This is a genomic window from Pseudonocardia acidicola (assembly GCF_012911935.1).
GTDB classification, from domain to species: domain Bacteria; phylum Actinomycetota; class Actinomycetes; order Mycobacteriales; family Pseudonocardiaceae; genus Pseudonocardia; species Pseudonocardia acidicola.
Genome location: NZ_JAAXLA010000020.1, coordinates 39,956 through 55,005, shown reverse-complemented (window position 1 = coordinate 55,005; position 15,050 = coordinate 39,956). Strand labels below are relative to the sequence as shown.

General features: G+C 72.3%; 13 protein-coding genes. 10 read left to right on the top strand and 3 right to left on the bottom strand.

Translation table 11 applies throughout. From position 1 onward, the window contains the following. The first annotated feature begins 21 nt into the window (after nt 1–21). From HF526_RS13115 to HF526_RS13100, 4 genes are read left to right on the top strand one after another with little or no spacing between them, the layout of a single operon-like run. Nucleotides 22–1,761 carry a PEP-utilizing enzyme gene (locus HF526_RS13115; RefSeq protein WP_169381683.1) on the top strand — a complete coding sequence of 580 codons (1,740 nt, stop codon included), beginning with the start codon at nt 22–24 and terminating at the stop codon, nt 1,759–1,761. Further along, nucleotides 1,758–2,957, top strand: coding sequence for an Rv3169 family protein (locus HF526_RS13110; RefSeq protein WP_211177144.1), 1,200 nt, complete (start codon nt 1,758–1,760; stop codon nt 2,955–2,957). Before HF526_RS13115 ends, HF526_RS13110 begins: the two co-directional genes overlap by 4 nt. Continuing rightward, nucleotides 2,954–4,009: a phosphotransferase family protein gene (locus HF526_RS13105; protein ID WP_169381682.1), complete on the top strand. Its 1,056-nt coding sequence runs from the start codon at nt 2,954–2,956 to the stop codon at nt 4,007–4,009. The genes HF526_RS13110 and HF526_RS13105 overlap by 4 nt, the downstream gene beginning before the upstream one ends. After that, nucleotides 4,006–4,464 carry a hypothetical protein gene (locus HF526_RS13100; RefSeq protein ID WP_169381681.1) on the top strand — a complete coding sequence of 153 codons (459 nt, stop codon included), beginning with the start codon at nt 4,006–4,008 and terminating at the stop codon, nt 4,462–4,464. The genes HF526_RS13105 and HF526_RS13100 overlap by 4 nt, the downstream gene beginning before the upstream one ends. 7 nt (nt 4,465–4,471) lie before the next feature. Here the strand turns inward: HF526_RS13100 and HF526_RS13095 are convergent, their stop codons facing one another. Together HF526_RS13095 and HF526_RS13090 are read right to left on the bottom strand one after the other, a co-directional pair. After that, the gene (locus tag HF526_RS13095) at nt 4,472–4,897 is read right to left on the bottom strand and encodes a nuclear transport factor 2 family protein (protein WP_169381680.1); all 426 of its coding nucleotides are present in this window, start codon (nt 4,895–4,897) and stop codon (nt 4,472–4,474) included. Continuing rightward, on the bottom strand, nt 4,894–6,639 hold the full coding sequence (locus HF526_RS13090; RefSeq protein WP_169381679.1) for an AMP-dependent synthetase/ligase: 1,746 nt from the start codon (nt 6,637–6,639) through the stop codon (nt 4,894–4,896). The genes HF526_RS13095 and HF526_RS13090 overlap by 4 nt, the downstream gene beginning before the upstream one ends. Before the next feature lie 319 nt (nt 6,640–6,958). On the opposite strand from HF526_RS13090, the gene HF526_RS13085 reads away from it, so the two are divergent. The 4 genes from HF526_RS13085 (at nt 6,959) to HF526_RS13070 (ending at nt 12,505) form a co-directional block, all read left to right on the top strand. Beyond that, entirely contained in the window at nt 6,959–8,386 is a 1,428-nt protein-coding gene (locus HF526_RS13085) for an FAD-dependent oxidoreductase (RefSeq protein ID WP_169381678.1), read from the top strand. Between the two features lie 96 nt (nt 8,387–8,482). Next, nucleotides 8,483–10,024: an AMP-binding protein gene (locus HF526_RS13080; protein ID WP_169381677.1), complete on the top strand. Its 1,542-nt coding sequence runs from the start codon at nt 8,483–8,485 to the stop codon at nt 10,022–10,024. Nucleotides 10,025–10,115: 91 nt separating this feature from the next. Continuing rightward, nucleotides 10,116–11,369 (top strand): acyl-CoA dehydrogenase family protein, encoded by a 1,254-nt coding sequence (locus HF526_RS13075; RefSeq protein ID WP_169381676.1) that lies wholly within the window; start codon nt 10,116–10,118, stop codon nt 11,367–11,369. After that, on the top strand, nt 11,366–12,505 hold the full coding sequence (locus tag HF526_RS13070) for a Gfo/Idh/MocA family protein (protein WP_211177153.1): 1,140 nt from the start codon (nt 11,366–11,368) through the stop codon (nt 12,503–12,505). The genes HF526_RS13075 and HF526_RS13070 overlap by 4 nt, the downstream gene beginning before the upstream one ends. Before the next feature lie 76 nt (nt 12,506–12,581). Here the strand turns inward: HF526_RS13070 and HF526_RS13065 are convergent, their stop codons facing one another. Beyond that, nucleotides 12,582–13,154, bottom strand: a complete 573-nt coding sequence (locus HF526_RS13065) for a MarR family winged helix-turn-helix transcriptional regulator (RefSeq protein ID WP_169381675.1) — start codon at nt 13,152–13,154, stop codon at nt 12,582–12,584. 234 nt (nt 13,155–13,388) lie between these two features. On the opposite strand from HF526_RS13065, the gene HF526_RS13060 reads away from it, so the two are divergent. Both HF526_RS13060 and HF526_RS13055 read left to right on the top strand, forming a co-directional pair. Next, complete coding sequence (locus HF526_RS13060) at nt 13,389–13,673, top strand: hypothetical protein (protein ID WP_169381674.1); 285 nt, start codon at nt 13,389–13,391, stop codon at nt 13,671–13,673. After that, the gene (locus HF526_RS13055) at nt 13,670–15,031 is read left to right on the top strand and encodes an SRPBCC family protein (RefSeq protein WP_169381673.1); all 1,362 of its coding nucleotides are present in this window, start codon (nt 13,670–13,672) and stop codon (nt 15,029–15,031) included. Before HF526_RS13060 ends, HF526_RS13055 begins: the two co-directional genes overlap by 4 nt. The last annotated feature ends 19 nt before the right edge of the window (nt 15,032–15,050 follow it).

The window sequence follows — 15,050 nt, the reverse complement described above, 5'->3', positions numbered from 1 at the left end:
TCCGGAAACAAGGGAGTTCCGATGGTGGACATCACGAAGCCGTGGGTCGTCGACACGCCGCTCAGCGAGCAGTACCCGATCTACACGCGGTCCAATGTGGCCGAGGTCGCGCCGAACCCGGCCACCCCGCTGATGTGGACGTGTATCGGCGGGCTGCCCGGCGAGCATGAGTGGCGACGCGCGCTCGTCGAGTTCGGCGCCTTCGACCTCGACGAGTTCGACCCCGACAGGATCGAGATCCAGGGCCTGGTGCACGGGTACCTGTACCTGAACGTCTCGATCCAGCGGATCTTCGGCGTGCGCATGCCGGGCGCCAGCCCGGACCTGATCGACCGGACCTACTTCGGCAATCGCCACGTCGTGCGGCCCTACGACCCGCGGCCCCAGGACTCGGACCCGAAGTACACCGAGCGGATCATGGCGAGCATCGGCCGGCTGCTCTCCGGCGAGGGCGTCAGCGGCTTCGACGACGACGCGGCCGCCGCGGCCCGCGTCCGTGAGGAGCGCCCCGACCTCGCGTCGGCCTCCGAGCGGGAGCTGCTGGAGCGCTTCTCCACCGTGCTCGACGGACCCTACCGGCCGGTGGCGCGCAAGCACTACTCGCTGGTCTACGAGTCCTCGGTGGCCACCGGGATGCTCACCCAGGCGCTCGCGCCGCTCGAGGACCCGTCGCTCGAGGTCCGGCTGATCAGCGGCTACGGCGGCGTCGACTCCGCCGCGCCGTCCTACGCGTTGTGGGACCTCTCGCGGCTCGTCGCCGCATCGCCCGACCTGACCGCCGAGTTCGCGGCCGGCGCGAAGGGCGTCGCGGAGCGACTCCGCTCGCTGGGCACGCCCGAGGCGGACCGCTTTCTGGAGGAGTTCGCCACCTTCCAACGGCGGTTCGGCTCCCGCGGCACCGACGAGTGGGAGATCTGCCCGCAGACCTGGGAGACCCATCCCGAGCTGCCGCTGGGCATGGTCGACCGGATGCGCCTGCAGCCCGACGACCGGGCTCCCGGTCTGCGGGCCGCGCAGCTGCGCGCGGAGCGGGAGGAGCTCGAGGCACAGGTCCGCGAGCGGCTGGCCGGCACGCCCGAGGCGCTCGCCGCCTTCGACACGGCCGCCGCGCTCGTCGCGCGGATCATGCTGACCCGGGAGCGGAGCAAGACCACGGCGGTCCGGCTGATGCACGAGGCTCGGATGGCCGTGCAGGAGCTCGGCCGCCGGTACGCCGCGGCGGGGCACTTCAGCCGGCTCGAGGACATCAGCATGGTCCGCCGGGACGAGTTGGAGGCCCTGGTGGCCGACCCGGCGTCGTTCCGGGACGCGGTGGCCGAGCGTCGCGCCTGGTACGAGCAGCTCGACGAGCTCGACCCCCCGTTCATCGTCGACGGCACCCCGCCGCCGGTGTCGACCTGGCCGAAGAAGAAGGAGCCCGCGGTCGAGGTGGCGCGCAGCGGGGACATCCTCGCGGGCCTGGCCGCGTGCCCCGGCGTCGTCACGGGGCCGGCGCGGATCGTGCACGACCCGGAGGACGCGGCGGAGCTGCAGCCCGGGGAGATCCTGGTCGCGCGGATGACGGACCCGGGGTGGACGCCGCTGTTCGTGTCGGCGGCGGCCGTCGTGGTCAGCGTCGGCGCCACCCTCTCGCACGCCGCGATCGTCAGCCGGGAGCTCGGCATCCCCTGCGTGGTCGGCGTCGAGCACGCGCAGAAGCGGATCGCGGACGGCACGATCCTCACGGTGGACGGGACGGCGGGGCTGGTGACGGTGGCATGAGCGGCGGCATCTACGACACGAACGACGTGCTGGGCCCCTACGACGAGCTCCCGGTCCACCAGACCTCGCAGCCGCTGTCGGTGCTGTCGAACACCGATCCGGGCTTCGACGACGGCTACTTCTTCGGGGTCTTCTCCGCCGATGCCCGCACGTTCCTCTATCAGGGCCTGCGGATCAACCCGAACACCGACGTGGTCGGCGGGTACGTCGGCGTGATGCGCGACGGCATCCAGCGGACGGTGCGCTTCAGCCGGACCTGGCGTGAGCTCTGCGACACCACCGTGGGCCCGTACTCGCTGCGCGTGCTCAAGCCCTACCGCGACATCCACTTGCGGCTCGACGACAACGAGTCCGGGCTCGCGATGGACCTGCACTGGCTGGGGTCCTCGCCCGCCTTCCTCGAGGCCCACCACCTGGCGACGAACCGGGGCCGGCCGACCACGGACCAGAGCCGGTACGCGCAGGCGGGCACGGCCCGCGGCTGGATCTCGATCGACGGTGAGCGGATCGAGGTCGAGCCGGGCTCCTGGTACGCGAGCCGGGACCACTCGTGGGGGCTCTACCACGAGCGCCCGCCGCTGGCTGCGGACCCGCGCTGGCTCCCGCCGAAGCAGGCCGCCGGGCGCCGCCGGGCGCTGCGCTTCTGGACGCTCTTCGGGGCGGGCGAGCTGTCGGGCTTCTACGGCATCCACGAGGCGTCCGACGGCTCGCAGGCGATGATGAACGACACCTTCGGCACCCCGTTCGAGGGCCGGCTGCACGTGGGCTGGGACCGCGAGGTGATCGACCTCGTCGCGGGCTCCCACGAGCTGGAGCTGGTGCCGGGGACCCGCCGGCTGCGCGCCGGCCGGGTGCACCTGATCGCCGCCGACGGGGGCAAATGGACCCAGGAAGTCGAGCCCGTCGGACCGCCGTGGGTCACGGCGACCATCGGCTACCAGGCCGGCAGCTGGCGCGACGGCGGCTCGATGCGCACCTACCACGGGCCCGGCGTGTCGCTGGAGTGGGACGAGTTCGACTTCGCCGAGCAGCCCTTAGACCACACGATGTACGACGGCACCGAGTACAAGGGCCTGCACGGCAAGGAGTACCTGTCCCGGATCACCACCACCGCGCCGGACGGCCGGCAGTGGGTCGGCGCGGGGCACACCGAGCTGTTCCTCGACGGGCCGTTCGCGCCCCTCGGCCTGACGTGAACCGGCTCGACGATGTCGGGTTCGTCGACCGCTGGTTCCGGCACCGGGCGTCGGAGCTCGGCGAGCGGGAACCGCGGGTCGTGGCGGTCCGGCGGCTCTCCCGCGGGGTCTCCCGGCAGACCTGGGAGGTGCGCGCCGAGACGGCCGGCGGGATCCGGACCTTCGCGGTGCGCCGCGACCACCGGGACGGCAGCATCATCCCGACCACGCTGCGGACGGAGTACGAGGTCTACCGGCTGCTCGGGCCCACCCCGGTGCCGACCACGGACGCGCTGTGGTTCGAGGACGACTCCGCCTGGCAGCCCGACGGCCGCCCGGCCTACGTCCGGACCATGGTGGACGGTGACTGGCGGCTGCCCTTCCTCGCCTCCGACGATCCGGCGCACGACGATGTGAAGATCGCCGCGTCGAAGGAGCACCTGGCCAGGCTGGCCCAGGTGCACGCCCTGGACTGGGCGGACCTCGGCTTCGGCGAGCTCTTCCCGGTGCCGGAGTCACCCGCGGACTGCGCGGAGAACCTGATCCGCACCTGCCTCAGGCAGCTGGCCGAGTTCGGCGCCGAGCCGAGCCCCGTCCTGGCCGAGGCCGTCGCGCGGCTGCGCGCCCTGGCCCCGCGCCGCGACGAGGTCCCGGTGCGGCTGTGCAAGGGCACGAACGGGCACGGCGAGGAGGTCTGGCGGGACGGGCGGATCGTGGCGCTGAGCGACTGGGAGCTGGCCGCGATCGGGGACCCGGCCTACGACTTCGCGCAGATCCAGGAGATGGTGCCGGAGATCGTCCGCGACGGCCGCCGGGTCTGGGGCTGGCCGGAGGCCCTGGAGCACTACCGCGCCTGCGGCGGGGCCGACGTCACGACGGACCGGATCGACTTCTACCGGCAGTGCTACGGGCTCCTGCAGTTCGTCTACACGCAGCACGCGGCCGCGCAGGTGCGCCGGATGGACCATCCCGACCTGCGGTTCGTGTGGAACGCCGTGGAGGTGGGCTTCCGCAGCGAGCTGCGCCTGGCCCGGCTGTTCGGGATCGAGCTGATGACGGAGGCGATCGCGTGATCCACCCGACCTCGGACGACATCCTGGGGGCGATCGTCGACGCCGTGGAGGGGACCATCGCGCCGGCCTGCGCGGGCGACGACTACGCGTCGAGCTTCTGCCGGACCGTCGCCCAGATGCTCAGGTCGGTCCGGGTGCGCGCGGCGGCGGAGCAGGCCGCGCTCTCCGAGGACAACGCCGAGTTGCGGGCGCTGCTGGCCGGGCAACGGGAGCTCCCGGACGAGGTCACCGACCTCGTCCGGGCTGCTGTCGAGGCCCTGCCGGAGCCGGTGTACCCGCCGTTGCCTGAGCTGCAGGCGGATGCACTGCGGCTGCGCCGCGCCCTGGCCGCCGTGATCGACGCGGTGCCGGACGAGGACCACCCCGTCCACAAGACGGCGCGCGAGCACCTCGCCCGCCGGCTCGAACGCGAGCGGGAGTGGCAGCAGGACGCCTACACCGGCCCGCGCCGCTGAGACCGGGTCAGCCCTCGGAAGGAGCGCCGGTCGCGGCCGCCTTGCGCTCCTTCCAGGCACCCAGGTCGGCGTAGTCGCGGATCTCGGCGATCAGCCCGTCGGCGAGCCGGAGGACGCCCACGCACTCGATGGGGGCCTCGTTCTCGCCGAACCAGAACCGGTCGACGCGCTCGAGGAAGACCAGGTCCCCGTCGACGGAACTGGTCACGATGTCCCAGCGGACCCGGTCGGCCTCGCCCAGGACCCGCTCGAACACGGCCTGCAGTTTCTCCCGGCCCTCGACCGCCGGGTGCGGCATCGCGAGGAAGTAGCGGGCGTCCGGGGTGAAGCAGCGGGCCACCGCGTTGGCGTCGCGGCCGGCGACGGCCTGCAGGAAGTCGCGCACGACCTGGGGGAGGGTGTCCGGGGCGGCGGGGGAGAGGATCTCGGTCATCGGGTCTGCTCCTTCACGTACATCTGGTCGATCTGGTCGGCATAGCGCCTGCCGACGCCCTGGCGGCGCATCTTCCCCGTAGCGGTCAGCAGGTCGGAGGCGAGCGGCCAGGGCTCGCCGACGACCAGGTGCGCCCGGATCCGTTCGGCACCCGGCAGCGCGGCGTTGATCTCGTCGATCGCGCGGTCGATCTCGGCGCGCACCTCGGGCAGCGCCGCGATCTCCGCCACCCCGGCACCGGGCCTGCCGTGCTCCGCGGCCCAGGCCGCGGCCGCCTCGGGGTCGAGGCTCAACACGGCCGACAGGTGCGGCCGCCCATGCCCGACGACCATCGCGTACCCGACGAGCGGGATGCGGTTCAGCCGCTCCTCCAGCGCCCCGGGGCTCACGTTGTGCCCCGACGTGGGGATGATGACGTCGTTCATCCGGCCGCCGAGCACGAGGTTCCCGCCCTCGTCGAGCAGGCCGAGGTCACCGGTGTGGTACCAGCCCTCCGCGTCGAGCACCGCGGCCGTCGCGTCCGGCCGCCCGTAGTAGCCGCCGAACACCGCGGGCCCGCGGACGAGGATCTCCCGGTCGTCGGTGAACCCGATCTCCATGCCGGGGAACGGCGTGCCGCAGGTGCCCAGCACGATCTCGTGCGGGTTCCAGGCGCCCATTCCGCAGGTCTCCGTCTGGCCGTAGCAGTCGGCGAGCGGGAAGTCGTGGTCGAGCCAGAACTGCTGGACGTACCGGGGGAGCGGTGCGGACCCGACGATCGCCACCTCGATCTCGGCGAGGCCGAACTCGCCGAATACCCCGGCGAGCAGCGCTCGCCGCTCGGCCGGGCGCAGGGCGGGATCGGCCGCCTTGTCGCGCAGCGCGGGTTCCCGCTCGAGGCGGGCCTGCACGCCCTCGTAGAGCCGCTCCCACATCCGCGGCGCGCCGAACAGCATGTGCGGGGAGGTCTCCGCCAGCACCGCCGGCATCGCGGTGAAGACCGGGCAGCAGTGCACGACGCTGCCCTGGGTCATGTGCAGGTAGTGCGTGGCCAGCCGCTCCCCGATGTGCGCCATCGGCAGGTAGGAGAGCTGCCGGCGCCCGGCGAGCGAGACGCCCATCCGCTCGCCGAGGGTCCAGGCCGCGAACGTCAGGTTGGCGTGGGTGAGCGGCACGCCCTTCGGGTTGCCGGTCGTTCCCGACGTGTAGAGCATCGTCGCGGTGTCGTGCGGGCGCGCCCGTGCGTCGTCGAGTGTCACCCCCGGGCCGTCGAGCGTGTCGAAGGCGATCACGCGGGGCTGCCGGGTGTCGTCGTCGACGCCGATCAGCCGAACCGCCGGAGTGTCCGGCCGGGCGAGCGCCTCGCGGGCGCGGACGAGGTCGGCTTCGTTCTCGGCGATGCAGGCGACGGCGGAGCAGTCCCGCAGCACGTGGGCGAGCGCGTCGACGTCGGGGGAGAGGTAGACCGACACCGGGATCGCGCCGAGCAGCAGGCATGCGACGTCGGCCAGGTAGAACTCGGGCCGGTTGCGCAGCAGGAGCAGGACGTGGTCACCGCGTCCCACCCCGAGCGCGGCCAGGCCGCCGGCGACCCGCCCGGCGCGCCGGGCGTACTGCTCCCAGGTCATCTCATGGCGGTCGGCTTCCGAGCCCCAGCGCAGGGCAGAACCCGTGCCCTGCTCGCCCACGGTGCGCCGTAGCGCGGTCAGCAGGGTGTCGTCCGGCGAGCGTTCCGGGTGGGTGAGCGCATTTGACGTCGGCATCGCTGCCCTCTCTGACGTGCGGGCCACCGGCCACGATCGCGGAAGTGACCGGACACGGTAATGAATCGAGGCCTGAACGGCGCAGGTGGTCAGGGTGGCGGATCCGCTGTCCATGCAGAGCCGCCACAGATCGTCGTTGTGGAACATGGGGGCGTTGATGCCACTGGGCAGCACGGCGCCGACCCGCAGGTGATGCGGGCCGAGTTCACGAGCCGTGGTGTGCATCGGCACGAGCCGGCCTCCTTGCCGCACCGGATCCTAAGCTCTATCAATAAACTATCGATAGATCTACAGTGCCGGTGCTGAGAGGAGCAAGGGGATGGCTGACGATACCGACGTCGACGTCGTCGTGATCGGGTCCGGCGGGGCCGGCCTGTGCGCGGCCCTGATGGCCTACGAGAACGGCGCGAGGGCGATCCTCGTCGCCGAGGCCGAGGATGTGGTGGGCGGCTCCTCACGGCTCTCCGGCGGGGTCGTCATGGGCAGTGGCAGCCGGCTGCAGAAGGCCGCCGGGATCGAGGACCACCCGGACGACCTGCTGCACGACTACATGCAGCTCAACCAGTGGGACGTCCACCACGGGCCCGTCTCGACCTTCACCCGGCGCAGCGGGGAGACCGTCGACTGGCTCGCCGACCACGGTGTCCGCTTCTTCGACCGCCTGATCTTCGGCGGCGACGAGCGCAAGCCCCGCTCGCACTGTGTCGACGGCGCCGGACAGGCCGTCATCGACGTCCTGCATTCCCGGTGCCGCGAGCTCGGCATCGACATCGCGCTGCGCCGCCGGGTCGACCGGCTGATCGTGGAGGACGGGCGCGTCATCGGGGCACAGGTCGGGGAGGATCGGATCACCGCAGGGGCGGTCGTGGTCGCCTCGGGCGGATTCGGGGCGAACCCGGAGCTGCTGGCGAGCCATTTCCCGGCGGCCTGGCACGAGGGCTTCACCTGGTACATCGGCTCGGACGGGGCCCAGGGCGACGCGCTGGGGTTCGCCGAGCAGGTCGGTGCGCAGGTCGTCGGCCGAGACCGGGGGCTGCGCACGCTCACGCCCGCGTTCGGCCGTCTCAACGAGGCCTTCCTGCCCGGCTGGACGGTGCTCCTCGACCCCAGCGGCCGCCGGTTCGCGGACGAGACCGCGCCCTACGGGATCCTCGACGGTCTCGTCGGCGCGCACGGCAACGCCGGGTTCGTCGTGTTCGACGACGCGGCGCTGCGACCCCCGCCGGAACTCGCCGAGCGCTACCGGGACTCCTACAAGCAGGTGTGGCCCAACCACCCGCCGTTCCGTTCGCGCAACTACAACGCCGACATCGTCGACGAGATGGTGGGCAAGCAGCGGATCGCCACCAGCGACACGCTCGAAGGCCTCGCGGACCTCATCGGCGTCGACCCGGCCGTTCTCGTGGGCGAGATCGAGCGCTACAACGGCCACGTCGAGGCGGGCGAGGACCGTGACTTCGGCAAGTCCGGCAAGTTCCTGATGCCGATCGGCACCCCGCCCTTCTATGCCGCGGCGGTGCGTCCGGCGACGGTCAACCTCACGGGCTGCGGGCTGCGGATCGACGGCCGCGGCCGCGTCCTCGACGCGCACGGCGGGGAGATTCCCGGCCTGTTCGCCGCCGGCGAGTGCACCGGCGGGGTGCTCGGCACGCGGTACATGGGCAGCGGCAACGGCATGGCGAACGCGCTCACCATGGGCCGGGTGGCCGGCGAGAGCGCAGCGTTGAGCCTCGGCTCCTCCTGCTGAGCCACGTGTGCCTGATCGGACATTGTCGTCTCGATAGTCGATGTCTAGAGTATTTGCGGACGGGGTTCCCGCCCGCCCGAGCGACGAGGGGGTCTGATGACGTTCGCGGCAGAGCTCGCGGCCGCCCGGCCGCAGGAGACGGCCCTGCGCGATGCGGACACCGCACTGACCTGGGCGGAGGTCGACGAGCGCCTGCGTCCCGCGGTGAACGCGTTGCTCGCGGCCGATCTCGGCCCGGAGCGCAGGATCGCCGTGTTCGCCGAGAACTCGGTCGAGACGGTGCTCGCCTACGCCGCCGCGACGCTCGCGGGAGCCTCGGCGGTGCCGGTGAACTTCCACCTCACGGCTGAGGAGGCGGCGTACATCCTGGAGGACTCGGGCGCCCGGGCCGTCCTCGTCGACGCGCGGACGGCTCGGTCGGGACTGGAGGCGGCCCGCCGGGCCGGGATCGACCTCGTCACCGGATGGTCCGGCGCCGCTGAGGTCGAGGGGGTCGCGGACTGGCTCGCGCTCGGCGCGGCGGCGGGGTCGGACGAGCCGCCCACGGACATGGCGCCCCTGCCGACGTTGGTCTACACGTCGGGAACGACCGGGCGGCCGAAGGGCACGGAACTGCCACCGACGTCGTTCGTGGGCGGGGCCGACGTCGCCGAGCACGTGCACCGGCTCGCCGGAGCCGGGCTCGCCGGCTACGGCCGCCACCTCGCCGTCGGTCCGCTGTACCACAGCGGACCGCTGACTGCGACGCGCCTCTTCCTCGGCGGCGCCCCTGTCACCGTCCTGGGCCGCTTCGACGCCGAGGCCGTGCTGGCGGCGATCGACCGCGACCGGGTTGCGTCGGCGATCATGGTGCCCACGCACTTCCAGCGGCTGCTCGCGCTGCCCCCCGAGGTCCGGTCGCGGTACGACCTGTCCTCGCTGCGCTACGTGCTGCAGGTCGGCGCCGCGTGCCCGGCCGAGGTGAAGCGCGCCATGATCGAGTGGTGGGGGCCCCTCCTCTGGGAGAGCTACGGCGCCAGCGAGGTCGGCTCGACCTGCCGGATCAGCTCGACCGAGTGGCTCGAGCACCCGGGGTCCGTGGGTCGTCCGGTGGATCCCTTCGATGTCTTCGTGGTCGACGAGTCCGGCGCGCCGGTCCCGGCGGGGGTCGAGGGGCGGCTCTACTTCCGGGACGGTTCGGGCCGCGGCATCGTGTACCACCGGTCCGGCGCTGCCGACCCGGGTCTGCCGGCCGGCCTCGCGGCGCCCGGGACCTTCACTCTCGGCGAGGTCGGCTACGTCGACGAGGCGGGCTACGTCTACATCACCGACCGCTTCTCCGACACGGTGGTCTCGGGTGGGGTGAACATCTACCCGGCCGAGGCCGAGCAGGTCCTGGCCACCCACCCCGCCGTCGCCGAGGTGGCGTGCATCGGGGTCCCGCACGGGGAGATGGGCGAGCAGCTCAAGGCGCTCGTCGTGCCGTCCGATCCGGCCGCGCGGCCGGACGGGGCCGAGCTCGTCGCGTTCTGCCGCGAGCGGTTGACGCACTACAAGTGCCCCCGGTCGGTGGAGATCGTCGAGACCCTGCCGCGCAGCGCCATGGGCAAGCTGGACAAGAAGGCGTTGCGCGTGCGGTACGCGGCCGCGTCCGTCTGAGGTGCGGGGCGGCGGCATCGGTCGCCACCGAGTATTGTCTAGTACTTGATTATCGGGTCGGCGACCACCGGCCCCGACGGGAAGGTCGTTGATGACCGAGGACGTGCTGCAGAACCCCCGAGAGGCGGCCGCCCCGGCGCCGCCGTCCCTGGAGGAGTTCGAGGCCGAGGCCGTCGCGTTCCTGGAGCGCTCGGCCCGCCGCCGTTCCGGAGGCGGCATTCCGGAGTGGGGCGAGGGCGACGATCGCGTCTCGCTGTTCCGCGGTGCCACCGCGGCCGAGGCCGAGGAAGCCCGCGACTGGCGGCGGACCGCCTTCGACGCCGGTTTCGGTTGGATCACCGGTCCGGTCGAGTGGGGCGGCCGCGGGCTGCCCGGCCGCTACGAACGGGCCTACCTGAGGCTCGAGCGCGCCTACGAGGTGCCCTCCCGCTCGCCGCTGGGCGTGAGCCTGGGCATGGTCGGTCCGACGCTCACCGCGTTCGGCGGCCAGGTGGCCAAGGAACGCTGGCTGCGGGCGATCTACCGGGGCGACTCCGTGGGCTGCCAGCTCTTCAGCGAACCGGGCGCCGGGTCGGACCTGGCCGCGGTCAGCACGCGGGCCAGGCGCGACGGCGAGGAGTGGGTCGTCAGCGGGCAGAAGGTCTGGACGTCTGGCGCCCACTTCTCCGACGTCGGCCTGCTGATGACGCGCACCTCCCCGGGGCCCCGGCACGGCAACCTCACGGCTTTCATGATCGACATGCACGCGCCCGGGGTGGACGTGCGGCCGCTGCGCCAGATGACGGGCGGCGCGGACTTCAACGAGGTCTACCTCGACGAGGTCCGGGTGCCCGACGCCTACCGGCTGGGCGAGGTCGACGGCGGCTGGAAGGTGGCGCTCGCGACGCTGATGGCCGAGCGCGGCGCGATCGGCGGCTCGGCGGGCGGCGGCAGCGGTCTGTTCAAGCTCGAACGGATCGTCACGATGCTGCGCCAGCTCGAGCGCTCCGACGATCCCGAGGTGCGCCAGGCCTACGCCAAGGTCCACTGCGGGGTCGTCGCGGCCAAGCAGATGCGGGCCCGCGCCGAGGCCGCGGCCAAGGCGGGGCAGGTCGGCGCCGAGATGTCGCTGTCCAAGCTCGCGCTGACCGAGAACCTCGCCGCGCTCGCCCACCTGGTGAGCGTGGCGCTCGGTCCGAAGCTGCTCGCCGACACCGGGGAGTGGGGCACCTTCGCCTGGGCGGAGTTCGTCCTCGGGGTCCCCGGCTTCCGGCTGGGCGGCGGGACGGACGAAATCCAGCGCAACATCGTCGCCGAGCGTGTCCTGGGTCTGCCGAAGGAACCGGCGGCGAAGGGGCGCTCGTGACCGGGCCGGACGTGACGCGAACCCTCGGCGTCGGGATCGTCGGGCTCAGCGCGAGCGGTGGCTGGGCCGCGGGCGCCCACGTGCCCGCGCTGGCCGCGGTACCGGGTTACGAGCTCCGGGCGCTGTCCGCGAGCTCGGCGGACACGGCGCGTGTGGCGGGGGAGAGGCACGGGGTCGGGCGCACGTTCGGCTCCGCAGCCGAGCTTGCCGCCTGCGAGGACGTCGACCTGGTCGTCGTCACCGTGCAGGCGGCCCGGCACCGCGAGCTCGTCCTGCCGGCGCTCGAGGCGGGCAAAGCCGTCTACTGCGAGTGGCCGCTCGCCACCTCCGAGGAGGAGGCGGCGGAGCTGACCGACCTCGCGGCGGCGAGGCGGGTCCGCACCGCCGTCGGGCTGCAGGCCCGCTCGTCCCCGACCATCCGCTACGTCCGTGACCTCGTCGCCGACGGCTGGCTCGGCGAGGTGCTCTCCACCAGCGTCGTCGCGTCGGGCATGTCCTGGGGTGCGGAGTACGACCCGCGGACCTCCTACCTGCTCGACCGCACCGGCGGCTCCACGATGCTCGCGATCCCTTTCGGTCACCTGGTCGACGCGCTGTGCGCCTGCCTCGGGGAGTTCACCGAGGTCAGCGCGCTCTCCGCGGTCAGGAGGCCCGAGGTGCGCGAGGCGGGTACCGGCGCGCGGGCCGCCATGACGAGCGAGGACCAGGTCGCCGTGCACGGGTTGCTCGAGTCGGGAGCCGTGGCGTCGTTGCATTTCCGGGGCGGCCGCTCCCACGGGACGAACCTGCACTGGGAGATCAACGGGACCGAGGGAGACCTGATCGTGTCCGGGCCGCACGGGCATCTGCAGCTCGCACCGGTCGCGCTGCGCGGCGCCCGGGCCGGGGAGGAGCTCCACGAGCTCACCGTTCCCGCGCGCTACTTCACGGTGGCGGGCTTCCGGGAGCGGGCCGGACACCCGGCCGCGAACCTCGCCGCCGCCTACGCCACCCTGCGCGCCGAGCTCGACGGTGTGCCGGTCGAGCCGAAGGACGCGGTGCCGGATTTCGCCCACGGCCGCCGGCGGCACCGTCTGCTCGACGTGATCACCCGCTCCGCCGCCACCGGCCGCCGCCTCCGCATGGACGAGGACTGAGCGTCCGCGCTCCGCAACCCGCCACGATCCGCCAACCCGACGACGACGTGTCGGCGGCCATGAGGGGCCCCGGGAATCAGCGGGGTGGGGGGATGGGCTCGGCGGGGATCGACCCGAGCTCCCCGTCACCGGCGCCGGACCGCAGCCGGGCGAGCAACTCGGTCAGCGTCCGCTGGTCCGCCTCGGCCTCCTCGTCGTCTCCCTCCCCCACGCCGAAGCCGATGGTGCGCAAGGTGTCCGTCGCGTCGCACGCCAACGCCCGCCCGGCCTCGGTGATCGTCACGAGGGTCGCCCGCCGGTCATCGGGGTGCGCTTCGCGCGTGATCAGCCCACGCCGGGCGAGCCGGTCGGTGGCCAGCGTCGCGGTGGTCGCATGTACGAGCAGGCTGCGGGCGAGGTGACTGATCAGCCGCGTGCCGCTGTTGCTGAGCAGGAGCGTCATCAGAAGCATGTAGTCGGTGAGGTTGAGCTCGTGCGCGCGCAGGCGGGGTTCGATGCGGTCGACCATGATCCGGTGGAAGCGCAACGTCGAGCTCATCGCGAGGAACGGGCTCCCGTCGCCGAGGCCCTGGCGCACCCAGAAGTGTCGCGCCCAGTCGATCGGGTCCGCCGGTGGGTCGTCGGTCGCCCTCGGCCGCTGAATCACCATCACTGCTCCTGTCGTCACCGGCTTCGCGCCGGACTCCGGCGTCCCGACGTCCCTCGCGGGTGGCGAACACAACTCTAGAGCAATACTGTTGAGTGAACGAGTTTCCGTGCGGCGTCCCCCATGGGTCTCGCATCGCCGGGTCGAGGAAGCTCGCATCCATGATGGTCGCGTACTAGAGTATCGTCTGAGTGCGGAGCGCACGAGGGTGCCGAGGTCGCGCACACGGAGGAAGCCATGGTCTACCGCTTGCGGCATCCGTTCAGCGGGCACATCTACGCCGCGATCGGGGACGGCCTCGTCGAGGTCGACAAGGCGGGGAAGCGCGGGGTCTTCGACCGCTACGGCTGCTGGCAGTCCGGCGAGGTGCGCAGCGCCGACGTCGAGATGTGCCGGTGGCTCGGCACGCACGAGAACGCCGTCACCTCGCGGCATGCCGCGGGGTTCACCGAGGAACGGGACGGCGAGGCCGCCGTGGAGGCCGACCCGTCCTCCCACACGAAGGAAGGGGAGGCGCTGTGACAGGCACGCTGCCGCAGGCCCGCGAGGACCGCTCGCCGGGCGCCAGCTACCAGGACCTGGTCGCGGCCGACACCCGCGAGGTGCCGAAGTTCCTGACGATCGAGACCGAGCCCGACTACGGGGTCGCCGACATCCCGGCGCACTTCTACTGGTCGCGGGAGATCGCCGCGCTGGAGAAGGAGAAGATCTGGCTGCGCACCTGGCAGTTCGCCTGCCGGGAGGAGCTGATCCCGAACATCGGCGACACCGAGGTCTACGACATCGCGGGCATCTCCGTGCTGATCGTGCGCACCGCCCCCGATGAGATCAAGGCCTACTACAACGCCTGCCTGCACCGCGGACGCCAGCTCCGCGAGGAGGCCGGCAACGTCCACGAGCTCCGCTGCCCGTTCCACGGCTTCTGCTGGAGCCTGGAGGGCGAGCTCGCCCACGTCCCCGCGGCCTGGGACTTCCCACACGTCAACGGCGAGAACTTCCGCCTGCCCGAGGTCGCGGTGGGCACCTGGGGCGGGTTCGTGTTCGTCAACCTCGACCCCGAGCCCGAGCCGCTGATGGACTACCTGGGCGTGCTTCCCGAGCAGCTCGACCGGTGGGACTTCGAGGGCCGTTACACCCAGGCGCACGTCGCCAAGGTCCTGCCGTGCAACTGGAAGGTTGCGCAGGAGGCCTTCATGGAGTCGTTCCACGTCGTGACGACCCACCCGCAGCTGCTCCAGGGCATCGGCGACGCCAACTCGCAGTACGACGCCTGGGACAACGTCAGCCGGGCGATCACACCGCGCGGCACGCCCAGCCCGCACCTGACGGTCCAGCCCACCGAGCAGGAGATCTTCGACGCCATGATGGGACTGGGGCTCGACGACGCCCCCGTCATGACCCTGCCGGACGACGCCCGCGCCCGGTCCGTGATCGGTGCCGCGACACGCAAGAAGATGCACGACAGCGTCGGCGACTTCGCCGAGGAGCTGTCCGACACCGAGTGCGTGGACACGTTCTTCTACACGGTGTTCCCGAACTTCCACCCGTGGGGCGCGTACAACCGCACCTGCTACCGCTTCCGGCCGCACGGAGACGACCCCGAGCAGTCGGTGATGGAATGCCTGGTCCTCTCGCCGTTCCTCGGCGAGCGTCCCGAGCCCGCACGGGTGCGCTGGCTCTCGCTCGAGGAGTCGTTCGTCGACGCCCACGATCTCGGCCCGCTGGCCCGCGTCTTCTTCCAGGACGAGTACAACATCGGCTGGGTGCAGAAGGGCCTGCACACGATGGCCCAGAACAAGCCGGGTGTGACGTTCGGGCGCTACCAGGAGACCAAGATCCGGCACTTCTACCACGTCTACCGCCGGCGGCTCGGCGTCTGACGCCGCTTCCCGCGAGTGC

What these genes read in the sequence shown, in the direction of transcription:
- HF526_RS13095 (WP_169381680.1), bottom strand. Translation starts at nt 4,897, where the DNA reads ATGACCGAGATCCTCTCCCCCGCCGCCCCGGACACCCTCCCCCAGGTC.
- HF526_RS13075 (WP_169381676.1), top strand. Translation starts at nt 10,116, where the DNA reads ATGACCGAGGACGTGCTGCAGAACCCCCGAGAGGCGGCCGCCCCGGCG.
- HF526_RS13090 (WP_169381679.1), bottom strand. Translation starts at nt 6,639, where the DNA reads ATGCCGACGTCAAATGCGCTCACCCACCCGGAACGCTCGCCGGACGAC.
- HF526_RS13110 (WP_211177144.1), top strand. Translation starts at nt 1,758, where the DNA reads ATGAGCGGCGGCATCTACGACACGAACGACGTGCTGGGCCCCTACGAC.
- HF526_RS13080 (WP_169381677.1), top strand. Translation starts at nt 8,483, where the DNA reads ATGACGTTCGCGGCAGAGCTCGCGGCCGCCCGGCCGCAGGAGACGGCC.
- HF526_RS13085 (WP_169381678.1), top strand. Translation starts at nt 6,959, where the DNA reads ATGGCTGACGATACCGACGTCGACGTCGTCGTGATCGGGTCCGGCGGG.
- HF526_RS13065 (WP_169381675.1), bottom strand. Translation starts at nt 13,154, where the DNA reads ATGGTGATTCAGCGGCCGAGGGCGACCGACGACCCACCGGCGGACCCG.
- HF526_RS13060 (WP_169381674.1), top strand. Translation starts at nt 13,389, where the DNA reads ATGGTCTACCGCTTGCGGCATCCGTTCAGCGGGCACATCTACGCCGCG.
- HF526_RS13115 (WP_169381683.1), top strand. Translation starts at nt 22, where the DNA reads ATGGTGGACATCACGAAGCCGTGGGTCGTCGACACGCCGCTCAGCGAG.